The 18102-nt window shown below is 62.4% G+C and carries 17 protein-coding genes; 6 read left to right on the top strand and 11 right to left on the bottom strand.

Annotation, left to right across the window (positions count from 1 at the left end; translation table 11 throughout):
* Window positions 1-2 precede the first annotated feature (2 nt).
* Window positions 3-494 carry a DUF523 domain-containing protein gene (locus J3P96_RS01675; RefSeq protein ID WP_434654907.1) on the top strand — a complete coding sequence of 164 codons (492 nt, stop codon included), beginning with the start codon at window positions 3-5 and terminating at the stop codon, window positions 492-494.
* 160 nt (window positions 495-654) lie between these two features.
* Here J3P96_RS01675 and J3P96_RS01680 read toward each other — a convergent pair whose 3' ends face one another.
* Window positions 655-2028 carry a GTPase/DUF3482 domain-containing protein gene (locus J3P96_RS01680; RefSeq protein WP_434654910.1) on the bottom strand — a complete coding sequence of 458 codons (1374 nt, stop codon included), beginning with the start codon at window positions 2026-2028 and terminating at the stop codon, window positions 655-657.
* A complete protein-coding gene (locus J3P96_RS01685) occupies window positions 2021-3388 on the bottom strand; it encodes a DUF2868 domain-containing protein (RefSeq protein ID WP_434654912.1) in 1368 nt (455 codons plus the stop codon). The genes J3P96_RS01680 and J3P96_RS01685 overlap by 8 nt, the downstream gene beginning before the upstream one ends.
* Window positions 3389-3465: 77 nt before the next feature.
* Between J3P96_RS01685 and J3P96_RS01690 the strand changes: the two genes are divergently transcribed.
* Entirely contained in the window at window positions 3466-3978 is a 513-nt protein-coding gene (locus J3P96_RS01690) for a dihydrofolate reductase (RefSeq protein WP_434654914.1), read from the top strand.
* A 119-nt stretch (window positions 3979-4097) separates the two neighbouring features.
* Here the strand turns inward: J3P96_RS01690 and J3P96_RS01695 are convergent, their stop codons facing one another.
* Window positions 4098-5489, bottom strand: a complete 1392-nt coding sequence (locus J3P96_RS01695; protein ID WP_434654917.1) for an L-cystine transporter — start codon at window positions 5487-5489, stop codon at window positions 4098-4100.
* Between the two features lie 240 nt (window positions 5490-5729).
* On the opposite strand from J3P96_RS01695, the gene J3P96_RS01700 reads away from it, so the two are divergent.
* Window positions 5730-6785, top strand: coding sequence for a haloacid dehalogenase-like hydrolase (locus J3P96_RS01700; RefSeq protein WP_305498132.1), 1056 nt, complete (start codon window positions 5730-5732; stop codon window positions 6783-6785).
* A gap of 217 nt (window positions 6786-7002) precedes the next feature.
* On the opposite strand, the gene ilvD is transcribed toward J3P96_RS01700, so the two are convergent.
* The 4 genes from ilvD to J3P96_RS01720 all read right to left on the bottom strand — a co-directional run bounded on the left by ilvD (window position 7003) and on the right by J3P96_RS01720 (window position 12391).
* A complete protein-coding gene (gene ilvD / locus J3P96_RS01705; RefSeq protein WP_434654919.1) occupies window positions 7003-8844 on the bottom strand; it encodes a dihydroxy-acid dehydratase in 1842 nt (613 codons plus the stop codon).
* A 267-nt stretch (window positions 8845-9111) separates the two neighbouring features.
* Window positions 9112-10317: an MFS transporter gene (locus tag J3P96_RS01710; protein WP_434654921.1), complete on the bottom strand. Its 1206-nt coding sequence runs from the start codon at window positions 10315-10317 to the stop codon at window positions 9112-9114.
* A gap of 228 nt (window positions 10318-10545) precedes the next feature.
* On the bottom strand, window positions 10546-11742 hold the full coding sequence (locus J3P96_RS01715; protein WP_434654923.1) for a class I SAM-dependent rRNA methyltransferase: 1197 nt from the start codon (window positions 11740-11742) through the stop codon (window positions 10546-10548).
* 109 nt (window positions 11743-11851) lie between these two features.
* A complete protein-coding gene (locus J3P96_RS01720) occupies window positions 11852-12391 on the bottom strand; it encodes a type 1 glutamine amidotransferase domain-containing protein (protein ID WP_434654925.1) in 540 nt (179 codons plus the stop codon).
* 231 nt (window positions 12392-12622) lie between these two features.
* On the opposite strand from J3P96_RS01720, the gene J3P96_RS01725 reads away from it, so the two are divergent.
* Genes J3P96_RS01725 through J3P96_RS01735 form a run of 3 tightly spaced genes read left to right on the top strand, consistent with a single transcriptional unit; the run spans window position 12623 to window position 14657 of the window.
* Complete coding sequence (locus J3P96_RS01725) at window positions 12623-13438, top strand: HDOD domain-containing protein (RefSeq protein ID WP_434574069.1); 816 nt, start codon at window positions 12623-12625, stop codon at window positions 13436-13438.
* A 30-nt stretch (window positions 13439-13468) separates the two neighbouring features.
* Window positions 13469-14281: a bifunctional DNA-formamidopyrimidine glycosylase/DNA-(apurinic or apyrimidinic site) lyase gene (mutM, locus tag J3P96_RS01730; RefSeq protein ID WP_434654927.1), complete on the top strand. Its 813-nt coding sequence runs from the start codon at window positions 13469-13471 to the stop codon at window positions 14279-14281.
* 55 nt (window positions 14282-14336) lie between these two features.
* Window positions 14337-14657: a multidrug transporter gene (locus tag J3P96_RS01735; protein WP_305498139.1), complete on the top strand. Its 321-nt coding sequence runs from the start codon at window positions 14337-14339 to the stop codon at window positions 14655-14657.
* Window positions 14658-14806: 149 nt separating this feature from the next.
* On the opposite strand, the gene J3P96_RS01740 is transcribed toward J3P96_RS01735, so the two are convergent.
* From J3P96_RS01740 to J3P96_RS01755, 4 genes are all read right to left on the bottom strand, one after another.
* On the bottom strand, window positions 14807-15058 hold the full coding sequence (locus tag J3P96_RS01740; RefSeq protein WP_434571149.1) for a YfhL family 4Fe-4S dicluster ferredoxin: 252 nt from the start codon (window positions 15056-15058) through the stop codon (window positions 14807-14809).
* Window positions 15059-15191: 133 nt separating this feature from the next.
* The gene (gene coaD / locus J3P96_RS01745) at window positions 15192-15671 is read right to left on the bottom strand and encodes a pantetheine-phosphate adenylyltransferase (protein WP_007897855.1); all 480 of its coding nucleotides are present in this window, start codon (window positions 15669-15671) and stop codon (window positions 15192-15194) included.
* A gap of 115 nt (window positions 15672-15786) precedes the next feature.
* A complete protein-coding gene (locus J3P96_RS01750) occupies window positions 15787-17382 on the bottom strand; it encodes a GMC family oxidoreductase N-terminal domain-containing protein (RefSeq protein WP_434654929.1) in 1596 nt (531 codons plus the stop codon).
* Between the two features lie 162 nt (window positions 17383-17544).
* Window positions 17545-18090 (bottom strand): twin-arginine translocation pathway signal protein, encoded by a 546-nt coding sequence (locus J3P96_RS01755; protein WP_434627342.1) that lies wholly within the window; start codon window positions 18088-18090, stop codon window positions 17545-17547.
* Window positions 18091-18102: the final 12 nt, after the last annotated feature.

An 18102-nucleotide genomic window follows, 5' to 3' on the forward strand; every position in this document is an offset into this window, starting at 1 on the left:
ACATGCAAAAGATCCTTGTCAGCCGCTGCCTGCTCGGCCATCGCGTGCGCTACGACGGTGGCGCCAGCGGGCCGTTCGACCTGCTCCAGCATTGGCTCGACGAAGGTCGGCTCGTACCGCTGTGCCCGGAAGTCGCCGGCGGCCTGCCCACGCCCCGGCCGGCGGCGGAGATTCCAGGCGGCCAGGGCGCGCGAGTGTTCGATGGCAACGCGGCGGTGATCACCACCGAGGGCGAGGATGTGAGCGCGCAGTTTCTATCTGGTGCGTATCAAGCGCTGGCGTTGGCGCGCGAGCACGGCATCCGCATCGCCGTGCTCAAGGCCAACAGCCCCTCGTGTGGCAACCTGCTGACGTATGACGGCACGTTCAGCGGGGTCAAGATTCGAGGTGAAGGCGTGACGGCGGCATTGCTCAAGCGCAATGGGGTTCGGGTGTTCAGCGAGCTGGAACTGGCTGAAGCGGCGTTGACGCTCAAGGCATTGACCGCCGAATAGCGGCCGGCGATTAGCGTTTTTGTGGCGAGGGGATTTATCCCCGCTGGGTCGCGAAGCGGCCCCGGCTTCTCTATCTGGTAACCGGCGGCGCTCGATATTTTTTTGGGGGCGCTTCGCACCCCAGCGGGGATAAATCCCCTCGCCACCGGAGTTTTGGTGTCTAGAGCTGTTCAGCCAATAGTTCGATCTGTTCCTGTCGTTCGGCCTGGCTCAGCCGTGGCTGGGGATTCAACGACGACCACTGCGGATACGCCCTGGCCTTGCCCAGTGCTTCAGGCAGCTTGCCTTCGCGCCAGGTCTTGTCCTGGGGCGTGGCGATATGGATGCTCTCTATCGCCGCATGGCCACGCTGGTCGATGGCTTGCAGCAGTTGCCGTTGGCGCAGGGCCAACAGGCGCAGCACGTTGTCATCGACGCTCAGTTCACGTTGGCCCTTGAGCTTGCCGATCAACCGGTCGCCATAGTTGCGGGCCGTTTGCAGCGCGCCGCCGGCAATCGCCCCGGCGAGGGCGGCGGCGCCCAGGGTCAGGCCACCCACCAGCAGGTCGACACCGGCTCCGGCCGCTGCCCCGGCCGCAATGCCGCCACCGACCCGCACGCCCAATTGCTTGAGTGTGTCGGGGTTGAACAGGTCATCACCCCAGCGACCATCCAGCAAGGGAAGATCGCTGGCCGCCGCATCTTGAGGGCGGAAAGCGTAGAGCTTGAGCAGGGCCTCGACACAACGCTGTTCGCGCTGGCGCACCGCGTTGCGCAGTTCGCTGATGGCCTGGCGTTCCAGTTCGGCATCGCTGGCGACGCTGCGCCGGCAAGCGGCGCAATCGATCAGCAATTCGGCAATCAGCCGTCTGGCGCTCTGCTGGCGTGCCAGACGCTGGGCCTGTTGATCGGCGATCAGCCGCTCCAATTGCCCGCGAGCGCTTTCCAGCAGCAACGCCAGGCTTTCATACAGACGTCGCTCGCCGTCCTCGGGCGGGGCGACGCTGTCGAAACGGACCAGCGCATGCAGGCCCAGCCGCGCCAGGGCTTCGCGCCAGTCGGCTTCACGGTGCTGGGCGCTGCTGACGAAATTGAGCACCGGCAGCAGCGGTTTGCCGCAACTGGCGAGGACTTCCAGTTCATCGCGGTACTTGGCCAACACCGGTTCGCGGGCATCGATCACATAAAGCCCGGCGTCGCTGCCGAGCAACTGCCGCAGCACCTTGGCTTCTTGCTCGAAGCGTTGTCGCGCCTCGCTGCCTTCGAGGAAGCGGGCCAGGCGTGCCGGGCCATCCAGGCGTTCACCGGGACGCTCGAGGCGTTCGAGATAATCGAGCAGGGCGATGGCGTCTTCCAGCCCAGGCGTGTCGTACAACTCCAGCAGCGCCTCGCCGTCCACCGACAGGCGCGCGCCTTCGACGTGACGGGTGGTGCTCGGGCGGTGGGAGACTTCGCCGAAGCCGACATCCCGGGTCAGGGTACGCAGCAGGGAGGTCTTGCCGACATTGGTGTGCCCGACCACGGCGAGCTTCAATGGCTTGATGGATTCAGTCATGGCCCGTCTCCAGCCAGTTCAACGGCGCGCAGTCGGCGAACGGCAACTGCAGCTGCTGCAACGCGCTGTGCCAGTCACCCAGGCGCTCGGCATCCAGTGCTTCGCCGGGCGGCGCCTGCAACAGCCAGACGCGGGTGGCGCTGGCGCTGCGAGCCAGTTCGGCGATCAATGCCAGGCTGCCACGGTCTGGCGAGCGCCGGGGATCGCAGGCAATCGCCAGGCGCGCGGGCGGGAAGCGCGAAAGTTGTTCGAGCAATTTGTGGCGCGATTCGCGGCTGTCGAGGATGCCCGCGCTTTTCACGGTGCCCGGCAGCTTCGGCGGCCAGGGACGTTCATCCAGCTCGATCGCCACCAGCAGCGCGCCGTCGCTTGCCATGGCGCCCACGGCGCTTTCGACGTGATGCAATTGTGCGGGCGCGGCGTCATTGACGCCCAGGCGTTCGCTGCTTGGCATCAATCGCTCACGCAACTGAGCGTAGCCGGGCAGGTTCAAGTCCAGGCGCAGGCTGGCGCGGCCACGGCGCCAACGCCACAGGCACAACAGCGCCAGGCCCAGGCGCGGCAGCACGCCGTAGATCAGCAGCACGCCCACCAACCAGGCGGCCCAGGCCTGGCGGGCGCTTTCGATGTCCAGCGCGGCGTCGCCGCTGGCGCGGATCATCTCGACGCTCGGCACGCTGAAGCCCAGCAGGGCGGGCAACGCACCGAGGGCCTGAGTCATGGCGACGAAGGTCTCGCCACCGAGAATGGTGGTTTCCCATACGAAGCCATAGCGCCGGGTCGCCATCAGCAACAAAACGATGACCAGCGCGCTGAGCATCGCCAGCAACCACAAGCCGTTGACCAGCACACCGAGGGCCCAGCGGTTGAGCTTGTGCCGTTGCAGCAACAGCAGCAGGGCCGGCGCGAGTTGCGCGGCCTTGGCGTCGCGGGCGAGTTTTTCGCTGAGCCACAGCCACAAGCGGCCGAGCGTGGCGCCTTGCTCACCGGCGAACAGCAGGCCCAGGGCCCAGCCGACCAGCAGGATCAGGTTCAGCCCCAACAGACTGCCGAGGGCCCAGAATACGTTGACCGGCGCGCGTCCATCGCCGAGGGCGGCAAAGCCCAGGCCGGCGCCGCTGGCCACGGCGAGCACGGCCAATGCGACCAGTGCCAGCCGTGCGCCTTGCAGCCAGTGACGCAGGGCCTGGATGAGGCCATCGCGCTCGGCCAGCCAGTGGGCGCGATGACGGATGCGCGTGGACAGATCGCCGCCGGCCGCGCGGGCCAGGCGATTGGCTTCCTGGTCTTCGAGCGGGCCGGCATGTTCTTCACGCAGGCGTATCGTCTCGGTCAACCAGAGGTTTTGCAGTTCAGTCACGAGGGCTTCCGTTGCTCGAATGAGCAATCAGCATAACCGCTGTGGCACCGGTCCGGGCCTCTGGTATCCTCGCCGTCATGAAAAAAACTCTTCCCTTAAGCCTGATCGCAGCCCTCGGTGAAAACCGTGTGATCGGCATCGACAATTGCATGCCCTGGCACCTGCCGGGGGACTTCAAATACTTCAAGGCCACCACCCTGGGCAAGCCGATCATCATGGGGCGCAAGACCTGGGATTCCCTCGGTCGGCCGCTGCCGGGACGCTTGAACATTGTCGTCAGCCGCCAGCCGGGCCTGGTGCTGGAAGGCGCGGAAGTCTTTTCTTCGCTGGAGGCCGCAGTGGAGCGGGCCGAGTCCTGGGCGTTGGAACAGGGCGTTGACGAGCTGATGCTGATCGGTGGCGCCCAGCTCTACGCGCAGGCACTGGAGCAGGCGGATCGCTTGTACCTGACCCGCGTGGCGCTGAGCCCGGAAGGGGATGCGTGGTTTCCGGAGTTTGCTTCGAGCCAGTGGAAACTTGTGTCGAACCAGCTGAACCCGGCTGAAGGGGACAAGCCGGCGTACAGTTTTGAGGTGTGGGAGAAGCGCTAACAGCATCGCGAGCAAGCTCGCTCCCACATTGGATCTTTGGCGTACACGAATTCTGTGATCACTGCTGATCCATGTGGGAGCGAGCCTGCTCGCGAAGGCGATCTACTTGGCGCCACCAATCAAGCGTGCACCAACTCCCCATGCTCCTCGGCATCGAGCAAGGCCTTGTCCGTCTGCTGCATCACCTGGCTGGTAATCGCCCCGGCGGTGATCGAGCCACTGACGTTCAACGCGGTACGGCCCATGTCGATCAACGGCTCGACCGAAATCAGCAGCGCCACCAGCGAGACCGGCAAGCCCATGGCCGGCAGCACGATCAACGCGGCGAACGTTGCGCCACCGCCGACACCGGCCACGCCCGCGGAACTCAAGGTCACAATGGCCACCAGCGTCGCGATCCACACCGGGTCCAGTGGATTGATCCCCACCGTAGGCGCGACCATGACCGCCAGCATCGCTGGATACAGCCCGGCGCAACCGTTCTGGCCGATGGTGGCGCCAAACGATGCGCTGAAGCTGGCGATCGCCCGGGGAATGCCGAGGCGGCTGGTCTGGGCTTCGATACTCAGGGGGATGGTCGCCGCGCTGGAGCGGCTGGTGAAAGCGAAGGTCAGCACCGGCCAGATCTTGCGGAAGAAGCGCAACGGATTGATCCCGGCAGCGGACACCAGCAGGCCGTGGACTACGAACATCAGCCCCAGCCCCAGGTACGACACCACCACGAAGCTGCCGAGCTTGATGATGTCCTGCAGGTTGGAGCCAGCCACCACTTTTGTCATCAGCGCCAGTACGCCATACGGGGTCAGCTTCATCACCAGGCGCACCAGGCGCGTCACCCAGCTTTGCAGGGTGTCGATGGCGTTGATCACTTTCTGGCCTTTCTCTGCGTCATCCTTGAGCAATTGCAACGCCGCGACACCGAGGAATGCTGCGAAGATCACCACGCTGATGATCGACGTCGGCTTGGCCCTGGCCAGGTCGGCGAAGGGGTTCTGGGGGATGAACGAAAGCAGCAGTTGCGGGATATTCAGGTTGGCGACCTTGCCGACGTAATCGCTCTGGATCACTTGCAGCCGTGCCTGCTCCTGGGTTCCGGCCACCAGGCCTTCGGCAGTGAGGCCGAACAGGTTGGTCAGGCCGATACCGATCAGGGCGGCGATGGCGGTAGTGAACAGCAGCGTGCCGATGGTCAGGAAGCTGATCTTGCCCAGGGACGAGGCGTTGTGCAGGCGGGCCACGGCGCTAAGGATCGAAGCAAAGACCAGCGGGATCACGATCATCTGCAGCAACTGCACGTAGCCGTTGCCCACCAGGTCGAACCAGCCGATCGAGGCTTTGAGCACCGGGTCGCCTGCGCCGTAGATCGTGTGCAGCGCGATACCGAACACCACGCCCAGGACCAGCGCCAGTAGCACTTTTTTGGCCAGGCTCCAAGTGCTGTGACGGGTTTGCGCCAAGCCGTACAGCAAGGCGATGAACACCAACAGATTGAGGATCAGCGGTAGATTCATGAAAAACTCCGAAAGACTTTGCCAGCCGCCAAGCGACGCGACTGTGAGCCGGAAAGCCTAACAGCCTGATATCTAAAGAATTAATACTTAAAAAGAATGTTTACTGTCGTTTTTGGAATAAGGCGTTGGCGCCCAGGGGTATGCCGCTGGCGTTATCGAGACGCAAGCGGTCGCGCACAGGCGGGATCTGTCATAGGCATTTGTTAGCGTCGAGCTCCTACAACCTGGGAGTAAATGTCGATGAAGCTCGTACCTCGCTTGCTCGCTGTCGCTATAGGCCTGGGCCTCGCCGGCCAGGCGCTCGCCACTGACCTCAAGCATTGGCCCGCGGAACAGGCCAAGGCGCTGGAAGCGATGATCGCGGCCAACGCCAACAAAGGTAACTACGCGGTGTTCGACATGGACAACACCAGCTACCGCTACGATCTCGAAGAATCGTTGCTGCCGTTCATGGAGAACAAGGGGCTCATCACCCGGGAAAGCCTGGACCCGTCCTTGAAGCTGATGCCATTCAAGGACACCGCCGACCACAAGGAAAGCCTGTTCAGTTATTACTATCGACTCTGCGAAGTGGACGACATGGTCTGCTACCCGTGGGTGGCCCAGGTGTTTTCCGGCTACACCCTCAAGGAGCTGAAGGGCTACGTCGATGAGCTGATGGCTTCCGGCAAACCGGTACCGACCACGTATTACGATGGCGACAAAGTGGTCCAGTACAACGTCAACCCACCGAAGATATTCACCGGGCAGGCCGAGCTCTACAACAAGCTGATGGAGAACGGCATCGAGGTCTATGTCATGACCGCCGCCTCCGAAGAGCTGGTGCGCATGGTTGCCTCGGACCCGAAGTATGGCTACAACCTCAAGCCGCAGAACGTCATTGGCGTAACCACGCTGCTCAAGGACCGCAAGACCGGCGAACTGACCACCGCCCGCAAGCAAATCACCAACGGCAAATATGACGAAAAGGCCAATCTTGGCCTGGAGTACACACCGTACCTGTGGACGCCGGCGACCTGGATGGCCGGCAAGCACGCGGCGATCCTGACCTATATCGATGAATGGAAAAAACCGGTGCTGGTGGCTGGTGACACGCCGAGCAGCGACGGCTACATGCTGTTCCATGATGTAGACGTGGCCAAGGGCGGCATCCACTTGTGGGTCAATCGCAAGGATAAATACATGACCCAGATCAACGGCATGATGGCCAAGCACGCGGCCGCCCAGGCCAAGGAAGGGCTGCCCGTGACAGCGGACAAGAACTGGGTGATCGTCAAGCCGGAAGATATCCAGTAAACCGGATCAGTTACGGCTTCCGTGGCGAGGGAGCTTGCTCCCGCTCGGCTGCGAAGGAGTCGTGAAGCGGCGGGTGCGGTGTTTCTGATGCTCCGCATTTGGCGGATCTTGGGGCCGCTTCGCGGCCCAGCGGGAGCAAGCTCCCTCGCCACAGGGATATCTCTGGTCCAATAAAAATGCCCCGCACTTGGCGGGGCATTTTTTGTGGCTCGGGCGCTTACAACCCGTCAAGCATCGCCTTGTCGCGCACCGCGCCCTTGTCGGCACTGGTGGCAAGCAGGGCGTAGGCCTTGAGGGCCGTGGTGACTTTGCGCGGACGCACTTCCACCGGCTTCCAGCCTTTGCTGTCCTGTTCGACGCGGCGTGCAGCCAGTTCCTCATCGCTGATCAACAGATTGATCGAACGGTTCGGAATGTCGATCAGCACCTTGTCGCCATCGCGCACCAGGCCGATGGCACCGCCAGCCGCTGCTTCCGGCGAAGCGTGGCCGATGGACAGGCCCGACGTGCCGCCGGAGAAACGGCCGTCGGTCAGCAGCGCACAGGCTTTGCCCAGGCCCTTGGATTTCAGGTAGGAAGTCGGGTAGAGCATTTCCTGCATACCCGGGCCGCCCTTCGGACCTTCATAACGAATGATCACGATGTCGCCGGCTTTCACCTCGTCGGCGAGAATCCCGCGCACGGCACTGTCCTGGCTTTCGAAAATCTTCGCGTTGCCTTCGAACACATGGATCGACTCGTCGACGCCGGCGGTCTTCACCACGCAGCCGTCCAGGGCAATGTTGCCGTACAGCACGGCCAGGCCGCCTTCCTTGGAGTAGGCGTGCTCGACGCTGCGGATGCAGCCGTTCTCACGGTCATCGTCCAGGGTTTCCCAACGGGTCGACTGGCTGAACGCGGTTTGTGTCGGGATGCCCGCCGGGCCGGCCTTGAAGAAGTGACGCACGGCTTCGTCGCTGGTCTGGGTAATGTCCCACTTGGCGATGGCCTCGGCCATGGTCTTGCTGTGTACGGTTGGCAGGTCGGTGTGCAGCAAGCCGCCGCGGGCCAGCGAACCGAGGATGCTGAAGATCCCCCCGGCGCGGTGCACGTCTTCCATGTGGTACTTCTGGATGTTCGGCGCGACCTTGCACAGTTGCGGCACGTGGCGGGAGAGGCGGTCGATGTCGCGCAGGTCGAAATCGATCTCGGCTTCCTGGGCCGCGGCCAGCAGGTGCAGGATAGTGTTGGTCGAGCCGCCCATGGCGATGTCGAGGGTCATGGCGTTCTCGAACGCCTTGAAGTTGGCGACGTTGCGCGGCAACACCGATTCGTCGTTTTCGCCGTAGTAGCGCTTGCACAGCTCGACGATGGTCCGGCCGGCCTGCAGGAACAGCTGTTCGCGGTCGCTGTGGGTGGCCAGGGTCGAACCGTTGCCAGGCAACGCCAGGCCCAGGGCCTCGGTCAGGCAGTTCATCGAGTTGGCGGTGAACATGCCGGAGCAGGAACCGCAGGTCGGGCAGGCGCTGCGCTCGTACTCGGCGACTTTCTCGTCGGATGCGCTGGAGTCGGCGGCAATCACCATGGCGTCCACCAGGTCCAGGCCATGGCTGGCGAGCTTGGTCTTGCCGGCTTCCATCGGGCCACCCGATACGAAGATCACCGGGATGTTCAGGCGCAGGGCGGCCATGAGCATGCCGGGGGTGATCTTGTCGCAGTTGGAAATGCACACGATGGCGTCGGCGCAGTGGGCATTGACCATGTATTCGACCGAGTCGGCGATGATCTCGCGGCTGGGCAGCGAATACAGCATGCCGTCGTGACCCATGGCGATGCCGTCGTCCACGGCAATGGTGTTGAATTCCTTGGCAACCCCGCCGGCGCGTTCGATTTCCCGTGCAACCAGTTGGCCCAGGTCCTTGAGGTGAACATGGCCTGGTACGAATTGCGTGAAGGAGTTGGCAATGGCGATGATCGGCTTCTTGAAGTCGTCATCCTTCATCCCCGTGGCGCGCCACAGGGCACGGGCGCCGGCCATGTTGCGGCCATGGGTGGATGTTTTCGAACGGTAATCAGGCATGGAGCACTCCGGGCGGCTAATCAGGTACTTATCAGGTATCAATGGGGAAGTGAGCTTCTGTCGACGTCTGGAACACTCGGGGTTGGCCGTGAGTCCGGACGTGGCTGATGACTTTGCAGGATCGCTGCGCGCCTCAGCATGAGCTCATAAACCCGCCGGGGATGAATGGCGATGAATGTCGCGATTCTACACCGCTGGCGTCAGGATGAAATGACGCAAAGCGCCGATCGAGACCAATCTCGCGCCTGGAATGACGACTGGCAGCGTTCAGCCGGGCAACAGCCCCCCGTCACGTTGCCGGACCAAGGCATTGAGCGTCAGCCCGAGCAGGCTGAGCAACACCAGACACAGGGCCAGGGCTACCTGCAAGTCCAGCGGTATGAGGCTGATCACGGCACTGCTCAGCCCGCCGACGATGAACACCAGTACGCTACCGGCCGAGGCGGACGTGCCGGCCTGTCCCGGAAACAGCGTCATGGCTTGGTTGTTGGCTGCCGCCCGGGCGATGGTCGTTCCGGCGGTGCATACGATCATGGGTAGCAACAGAGTGGTCACCGACAAGCCCAGCTGGTTGGCGAGCCCCAGCATCAGAAGGCCAGCGGCGAGGATCAGGCCCAGCCCCGTCATGATTTGCGTCTGCGGGTCGATCCGGTTACTCAGCACGGTCGCGATGAGGCCGCCGCCAATGTAGGCCAGCCCATAGCCCAGCAGTACCAGCGAAAAAGCCTCGGGTGATAAGTGCAACTGGTCTATCAGGATCAGCGGTGAAATGACGATGAATGAAAAATGGCAGGAAAAAGCCAGCGCCGAAATCAACCAATAGGCCAGGAAGCTGAAGTCACCGAAGACCTTTCGATAGGATGCGACGAAGTTGAAACGCCTGGGATGACCGTCGACCCGAGAGTGCTCAAGTAAACGACAGACGCTTGCGAACACCCCAATCGACAGTGCAGTGAACACCAGGAAACTGCCTCGCCAACCCATCCAGCTTTGCAGCCCAGTGCCCGCCAGGGGCGAAAAGGAAATGAAAATACCGCCGCAGGTGACCAGCAAAATTCGCAGCCGCTGCTGTTCCTGGCCGGTGAACAGGTCCTGGATCAGCGCTTGGGACAGGACGAAACAACCGCATCCCAAGGCCTGGATGACACGGAAGAACAGAAAGGACCAGTAGCTGTCGACGAGCACGCAACCCGTTGCTCCCACCGCTGAAATGGCGATCCCGATCAGCAGCAGGTTTTTCCGCCCCATGACATCGGAAAGCGGGCCGATCAGCAGTTGCGAAAGAGCGATGCCCACCGCGAACAGGCTAACGGACAGGGCAATATCGGATGAGGGACTTTGAAAATGCTCGGACAGTGCAGGGAATGAGGGCAACACCACATCAATCGGGAAAACACCGAGCAATGTCAGCGTCAGCAGTAAGCCGACGGTGGCATGTTTTCGAGTAGCCAGGCGGGTTTGCGGATCAGTCATGACGAGTTCCAAGGCGCACCTGAGGAGTAGCTTTCAATCCTAATGCTTAACGCCCGCCAGGCACGCAGAGATTGTGTAGGAAGGCTCTGGTAATTGCGTGGGGGACCTCCTACAGGTTCTTGCTTGAGCTGAAGTCATGATCAGGCGCAAAAAAAATCGCAGCCAAGGCTGCGATCAGATTGTTAATGGATGGGGGCCACAGCGCTACGGCTGTGGCCCCGTCCGGCCTCAGCTATTAGGCAGCAACCGGCAGGTGATGCTCTTGATGTAGCGCGTCTCGGCGATCGCCGGGTGTACCGGGTGATCGGGGCCCTGGCCGCCGCGTTCGAGCAGTTGGATGTTGCGGTCCAGGTGACGGGCGCTGGTCAGCAGGATGTTCTGCAGATCGTCTTCGGGCAGGTGCATCGAGCATGACGCACTGACCAGGATGCCGTCCTTGCTGAGCAGGCGCATGGCCTGTTCGTTGAGACGGCGGTAGGCGCCTTCGCCGTTCTTCAGGTCTTTCTTGCGCTTGATGAAGGCCGGCGGGTCGGCAACGATCACGTCGAAACGCTCTTCGCTGGCCTTGAGTTCCTTCAAGGCTTCGAATACGTCACCTTCAATGCAGGTCAGCTTCTCGGCGACGCCGTTCAGCGCGGCGTTGCGCTCGACGCCGTCGAGGGCGAAGGCCGAGGCGTCGACGCAGAATACTTCACTGGCACCGAACGCCGCGGCTTGCACGCCCCAGCCGCCGATGTAGCTGAACAGGTCCAGAACGCGCTTGCCCTTGGCGTAGGGTGCCAGGCGCGCACGGTTCATGCGGTGGTCGTAGAACCAGCCGGTTTTCTGGCCTTGCATGACCGGCGCTTCGAATTTCACGCCGTTCTCTTCCAGGGCGACCCACTCCGGGACGAGGCCGAACACGGTCTCGACGTAGCGCTCCAGTCCTTCGGCGTCGCGTGCCGCGGAATCATTCTTGAACAGGATGCCGCTAGGCTTGAGCACCTGGGTGAGGGCGGCGATCACGTCGTCCTTGTGGGCTTCCATGGTGGCGGAGGCGATCTGCACCACCAGGATGTCGCCGAAACGGTCAACCACCAGGCCCGGCAGCAGGTCGGAATCACCGTAGACCAGGCGATAGAACGGCTTGTCGAACAGCCGCTCGCGCAGGGACAACGCCACGTTGAGGCGATGCACCAGCAGGGATTTGTCCAGCGCCAGCTTCGCGTCGCGAGACAGCAGGCGTGCGCAGATCAGGTTGTTCGGGCTCATCGCAACGATGCCCAGCGGCTTGCCGCCGGCGGCTTCGAGGACCGCCAGGTCGCCGGCCTTGAAGCCGTGCAGCGGGGTGGCGGCCACATCGATTTCGTTACTGTAGACCCACAGGTGGCCGGCGCGCAGGCGACGGTCGGCGTTGGCTTTGAGGCGCAGGCTGGGCAGGGACATGACGTCGCTCCGGAAAAAAGAGCGGGAGTATACCGTGTTGCAACCCTTGCGGGGCCGGCGGTGGACATGCGGCGAGGGAGCCTGCGCTGCTCGCCTCGCCACAAGGGCTTCAGGCCGACAGCGAGTTGATCAGTTCACGGTTGAACGCGGGAATATCATCCGGCTGGCGGCTGCTGATCCAGGTGCCGTCCCGGACGACTTCCTGGTCGACCCAGTTCGCGCCGGCATTGACCAGATCATCCTTGAGCGTCTTGTAGCTGGTCATGGTCTTGCCTTTGACCAGGCCGCTGGACACCAGCAACCAGCCGCCATGGCAAATCACCGCGATAGGTTTGCCAGCCGCTTCGAAGCCCTTGACCAGGTTCTGCGCGTCGGGGTCGATGCGAATGGTGTCGGAATTCTGCACGCCGCCGGGCAGCACCACCGCTTCGTACTGATCGACATTCGCCGCCTTGAAAGTCAGGTCCACCTTGAAGTCGTCGGCCGGCTTGTCATGGTTCCAGCCTTTGACCTGGCCGTCGCTGGCGGAAATGATGTCGACCTTGGCCCCGGCCTGTTCCAGCGCCTCTTTGGGACCGGTCAGTTCGGCCTGTTCAAAACCGTCGGTGACCAGAATGGCGACACGCTTGTTGTTCAGATTAGCGGGCATGAAAATCTCCTAAAGCTGAATGGGTTGGCTGCCGACCTAAGCCTTATTACAAGACTTGGGCATTGGTCCTACAGCTTCCGAAGCTCAGGCTTGTACGAAAGTTCCGCCAATTTACCGGTGGTGTGTCGGATCCAGATTTAGGGGTTAGACTCCCGGCCTTACCCAGAGTGTGTACCCATGTCCAAAGAACTTTCCGCCGAACAGATCCAACAGTCCCTGCAGGGCATCAGTGTGCCGCCCCAGCCGCAAATCATGGTGGATTTGCAGATGGAGCAGTACATGCCCGACCCGGACCTGGAAACCATTGCCAAGCTGATTTCCCAGGATCCGGGCCTTTCGGGTGCCTTGCTCAAGATCGTCAATTCGCCGTACTACGGCTTGAGCAACAAGATCACTTCGATCCAGCGCGCAGTGAACCTGCTGGGCAGCCGGTCGATCATCAACCTGATCAACGCGCAGTCGATCAAGGGCGAATTGCACGACGATGCCATTGTCACCTTGAACCGCTTCTGGGACACCGCCCAGGACGTGGCCATGACCTGCCTGACCCTGGCCAAGCGCGTCGGCCTGCAGAACGGCGACGAAGCCTATGCCCTGGGTTTGTTCCATGACTGCGGCGTGCCGCTGATGCTCAAGCAGTTCCCCACCTACATGGGCGTGCTGGAGGAGGCCTATGCCAATGCCAGCGCCGAGATCCGGGTGGTGGACACCGAAAACCGCGTGTTCAACACCAACCATGCGGTGGTCGGTTACTACACCTCCAAGTCCTGGCGCCTGCCGGACCACGTCAGCCAGGCCATCGCCAATCACCACAACGCCCTGGCGATTTTCAGCGACGAATCCTCGCGCAATAACAGTCAGTTGAAAAACCTGTTGGCGATCCTGAAGATGTCCGAGAACATCTGTGCTTCCCATCGCGTGCTGGGCAACCAGGCCGAGGACCACGAGTGGAATTGCGTCGGGCCACTGGTGCTCGATTACATCGGTCTGCCGGAGTACGACTTCGAGACCCAGAAACAGGAAATCCGCGACCTGGCCTCTCGTTGAGTGCCAGCTTTCGCTTGATTCGAGAGCCCTATGCCAGAACTGCCGGAAGTCGAAACCACCCGCCGCGGGATCGCGCCACACCTCGAAGGGCAACGGGTCAGCCGCGTCGTCGTGCGTGACCGCCGCTTGCGCTGGCCGATTCCCGAAGACCTCGATGTGCGTCTTTCGGGGCAGCGCATCGTGCAGGTGGAACGGCGGGCCAAGTACCTGTTGATCAATGCCGAGGTTGGCACGCTGATCAGCCACCTGGGCATGTCCGGCAACCTGCGGCTGGTCGAGATCGGCATGCCCGCCCTCAAGCATGAACATGTCGACATCGAACTGGAGTCCGGGCTGGCCTTGCGCTACACCGACCCGCGTCGCTTCGGGGCGATGCTCTGGAGCCTTGACCCGCTCAATCACGAGTTGCTGATTCGCCTCGGGCCGGAACCGCTGACCGACTTGTTCGACGGCGAACGGCTGTTCCAGCTTTCCCGTGGGCGCTCGATGGCGGTCAAGCCGTTCATCATGGACAACGCGGTTGTGGTGGGCGTGGGCAATATCTACGCTACCGAAGCGCTGTTCGCCGCCGGAATCGACCCACGGCGCGCCGCCGGAAGCATTTCTCGGGCGCGCTATCTGAAACTGGCGATCGAGATCAAGCGCATCCTTGCCCATGCCATCGAACGCGGTGGAACCACGCTGCGGGATTTCATCGGTGGAGACGGCCAGCCCGGTTATTTCCAGCAGGAACTGTTCGTGTACGGCCGGGGTGGGGAGTTGTGCAAGATCTGTGGCACGGGGCTGCGGGAAATCCGCCTGGGCCAGCGCGCCAGCGTCTGGTGTCCGCGCTGCCAGAGGTGATTCGTCTTACGGTCTATAGTCAGTAGTCATACTGTTTCAGCCGAAGGATCGCCCCATGACTCTGCTTCGAACTTTCCTCCTGGCACTCTCGCTGAGTGTCGGCTTGCCTGCCTTGGCGAACACCGAAAGCGGTGACCCGCGCTACACCATCCAGAATCCACCCGCGTACGCCATGCTCGGCGACTTGCTGATTGCTCGTCCGTTGCTGCTCGCTGCTACCGTGATCGGTGCTGGGGCGTTTGTCGTGTCGTTGCCCTTTACGGCGCTGGGTGGCGGGGTTGGCGATGCGGGGAAAGCGTTGGTGGTCGACCCGGCGAAAGCGACGTTTGTGCGGTGCCTGGGGTGTGTTGGGGAGGGGTTTGAGCGGCAGGAGTGAGGTATTGGGTGTCGCTGATGGCGCTATCGCGAGCAAGCTCGCTCCCACAAGGTATTTGCTCAGTACGCAGATGCTGCGATGTCCATAGATCCCCTGTGGGAGCGAGCTTGCTCGCGATGAGGCCAGTAAAGGCGCTACAGATTACCGATTCATTCCTTGCCAGTGATTTTGCGATATTTCGCCATCAACTGTTCCTCAGTCTCCGGATGAGCCTCGTCCAGCGGGATGCAATCCACCGGGCAGACCTGCTGGCATTGAGGCTCGTCATAGTGCCCGACGCACTGGGTGCACAGGTTCGGGTCAATGACATAGATCTCTTCGCCCTGGGAAATGGCGGCGTTCGGGCACTCGGGTTCGCAGACGTCGCAATTGATGCAGTCGTCGGTGATGATCAGGGACATGCAAGCTCCGGCCGGGGCGTTGAGCCCGGGCATCTGAAAAACGTATGGGCGCAATTGTGCCGCATTGGCGAGCGCAGTGCACGCGGGGGCGATGGACTGCGCTGTGCTGCGAGCGAGTCGCAGCGTCGGCGGGTTACTTCTTGAAGCGCAGGGTCAGCGCGTCGGCCACGGCCGGGTGGACGAACTTGGTGATATCGCCGCCCAAGGCCGCAATTTCCCGCACCAGGGTCGACGAGATGAAGGAGTAACGCTCCGATGGCGTCAGGAAGAGACTCTCGACGTCCGGGGCCAACTGGCGGTTCATGTTGGCCAGCTGGAACTCGTACTCGAAATCCGAGACCGCACGCAGGCCGCGCAGGAACACATTGGCGTTCTTTTCCTTGGCGAAATGCGCCAGCAGCGTCGAGAAGCCGACCACTTCCACGTTCGGCAGGTGCTTGGTGACCTCACGGGCCAGCTCCACACGTTGCTCCAGCGGGAACAGCGGGTTTTTCTTCGGGCTGGCGGCGACGGCAATGATCACATGGTCGAACAGGCGCGAGGCGCGTTCGACCAGATCGCCATGGCCCTTGGTAATGGGGTCGAAGGTACCTGGGTACAACACTCGGTTCATCGCGTCGTCCTGGCGGGAGTCCGTTGGGGAGTCGGATGGTATCGCAGCCGACTCGGTCGGCCAAGTCGGCGATGGGATAAGAACGCACTATAGGCGCTGCGAATAGTCGGTTTTTTCATGTGTTTTGCAGACGTTCGGCCAGCAAGGTCGCCAGTTTGGCGGTCAGGCCGTACACCGACAACTGCGGGTTGGCGCCGATGCTGGTGGGGAACAGCGAGCCGTCGTGGATGGAAAGATTACGCAGTTGGTGGTGGCGGCCGAGGCTGTCGGCCACCGCGTGTTTCGGCTCTTCGCCCATGGCGCAACCCCCCATGACATGAGCGCTGCCCAGGCGGATACGGAAAAGGGCCAGGTCCAGCCCGTCGATCAGCGCCCGGGCCTCGGCCAGGGTTTTCACGTGCCGGGCATCGCTGTGCATCGGCATGACCGACCTGGCCCCTGCGGCGAACTGGATCTCGGCCATGCTGTGGAATGCCCGGCGCAAACCGTCCCAAGTGTAGGGGGAGACCTGATAGTCGAGCACGGGCGTGCCGTCGCTGCGCAATTCCACGGTGCCGCCGGCGCTGTCCGGGTGAAAGCCGTCGCGCAGTAACGCCAGCATGGCGTGGGTGTGGGGCAACTTTGCCATGTGCGCTGCGTTCTGCGCACCAAAGCCGCCCAACAGCGTGGCGGCGAGGGCCGGGTGCAAAGGCGGGACTTCCAGCTTGTAGGACATTTTGCCGGTGACGCCATCCTGCCATTGGAAATGATCTGAATAAATCGACTGTGGAGCCCCATAAAAAGGGTTGATGACTTCATCGAACAGTCCGGCTGACATGTTCACCAAGTGCAGGAAGGTGCGCTTGCCCAGGCATCGATGCGGATCCGGCGCGTCGGAGCGCAGCAGCAGGGCGGGGCTGTTGATGCCGCCACCGGCCAGCACGTAATGCCGCGCCTTGACCCTTATGCACCGTCCGGTTGGCGCCACGCAGCGTTCGTCCATGGCCTGGCATCGCAATTCCACTACCGCATCGTTGCTGATGATCAGGCGTTCGGCCCGCGCCAGATAGAGCAGGGCGCCGCCCTGGTCCAGCGTGGCGGGTATGGTGGTGACCAGCATCGATTGCTTGGCATTGGTCGGGCAGCCCATTCCGCAATAGCCCAGGTTCCAGCAGCCACGCACGTTGCGCGGGATCACATGCCAGCTGTAGCCCAATTGCTCGCAGCCCTTGCGAATGACGTCGTTGTTGGCATTGGGCGGAATTAGCCATGGCGCCACCCCCAGGCGCTGCTCCATGCGTTCGAACCAGGGCGCCATCTCAGCGGGGCCGTGGCCCCGGACGGCATGCTCGGTCGCCCAGTGTTCGAGAGTCTGGTCAGGCGTACGAAAGCTCGAGGTCCAGTTGATCAACGTGGTGCCTCCCACGGCCCGGCCCTGGAGAATGGTGATGGCGCCGTCCTTGCTCATTCGCCCGAGACCTTCCTGGTACAGGCTGGTGTAAGCCTGATCCTCCAGCAGCTTGAAGTCCTGGCTGGTCTTGAGCGGGCCTTCTTCGATGAGCAATACCTTGTAGCCGGCGGCACTGAGAATTTCCGCCGTGGTGCCACCGCCGGCGCCGCTGCCAATGATCGCCACGTCGGCTTCCAGCATGAGGTCCTGGGCCAGTTGCGCGCCGTTGTAGGTGGTCCAGCCACGGGCCAGGCCTTCGCGGAACGGATCGGGTACGGGCATGCTTGAGACTCCCTTGTTGTCGTGAGCTGACTGAGCCCTTGTGGGAGCGGGCTTGCTCGCGAAAACGGTAATTCAGGCAACACTAATGTCGGCTGATACACCGCCTTCGCGAGCAAGCCCGCTCCCACACAAGCCCGCTCCCACAGGAATTGGGGCTGGCTTTCAGACGGTTGGCGGGCCCGGATACCCGCAGTGTGCCCAGGCCTCGGGCCGGCTGTACCAGGCCATCATCACCATTTGCAGCAAAGAGCTGTGGCCTTGGCGCAACAAGCTCAGCGAGCTGTTTTCCCAGCGTGTCAGGAATTGTTGAATGTCATCGGCGCTGGCGTTTTCCCACCCACCCCAGATTCCGGTCAGCGGCCCGCGGGTCACGCCCAGCGTAAGCACGTCGAACAGTTGATGCGTGAGCTTGAGCATCGCCGCAGACAAGTGCGCCAGGCCGCGATCCAGGCTTTGCAGCGTGGCATCGGTGGCGGCCTGGATCGTTCCTGCCGTCACTGCGCCGTCGAGCATCACCGGAATGACGGCGCGTAGAAATGCCAGGTCGCTGTCGCGCAGGGCCTTCAGGCCGTCCGCCGGTTGGCTGGACGAACAGCCGCTGAGGCTGGCGCCCAGGCCGACGGTGGCAAGGAAAACGCTGGCGCCAAGGCTCAGTTGCAGCAAACCACGCCGTGTCAGGGCGGGCGTATCGGTCAGGGTTGGGCTCATTATTGTTATTAC

Source organism: Pseudomonas sp. R3-56 (genome assembly GCF_051132075.1).
In the GTDB taxonomy this organism is placed as follows: domain Bacteria; phylum Pseudomonadota; class Gammaproteobacteria; order Pseudomonadales; family Pseudomonadaceae; genus Aquipseudomonas.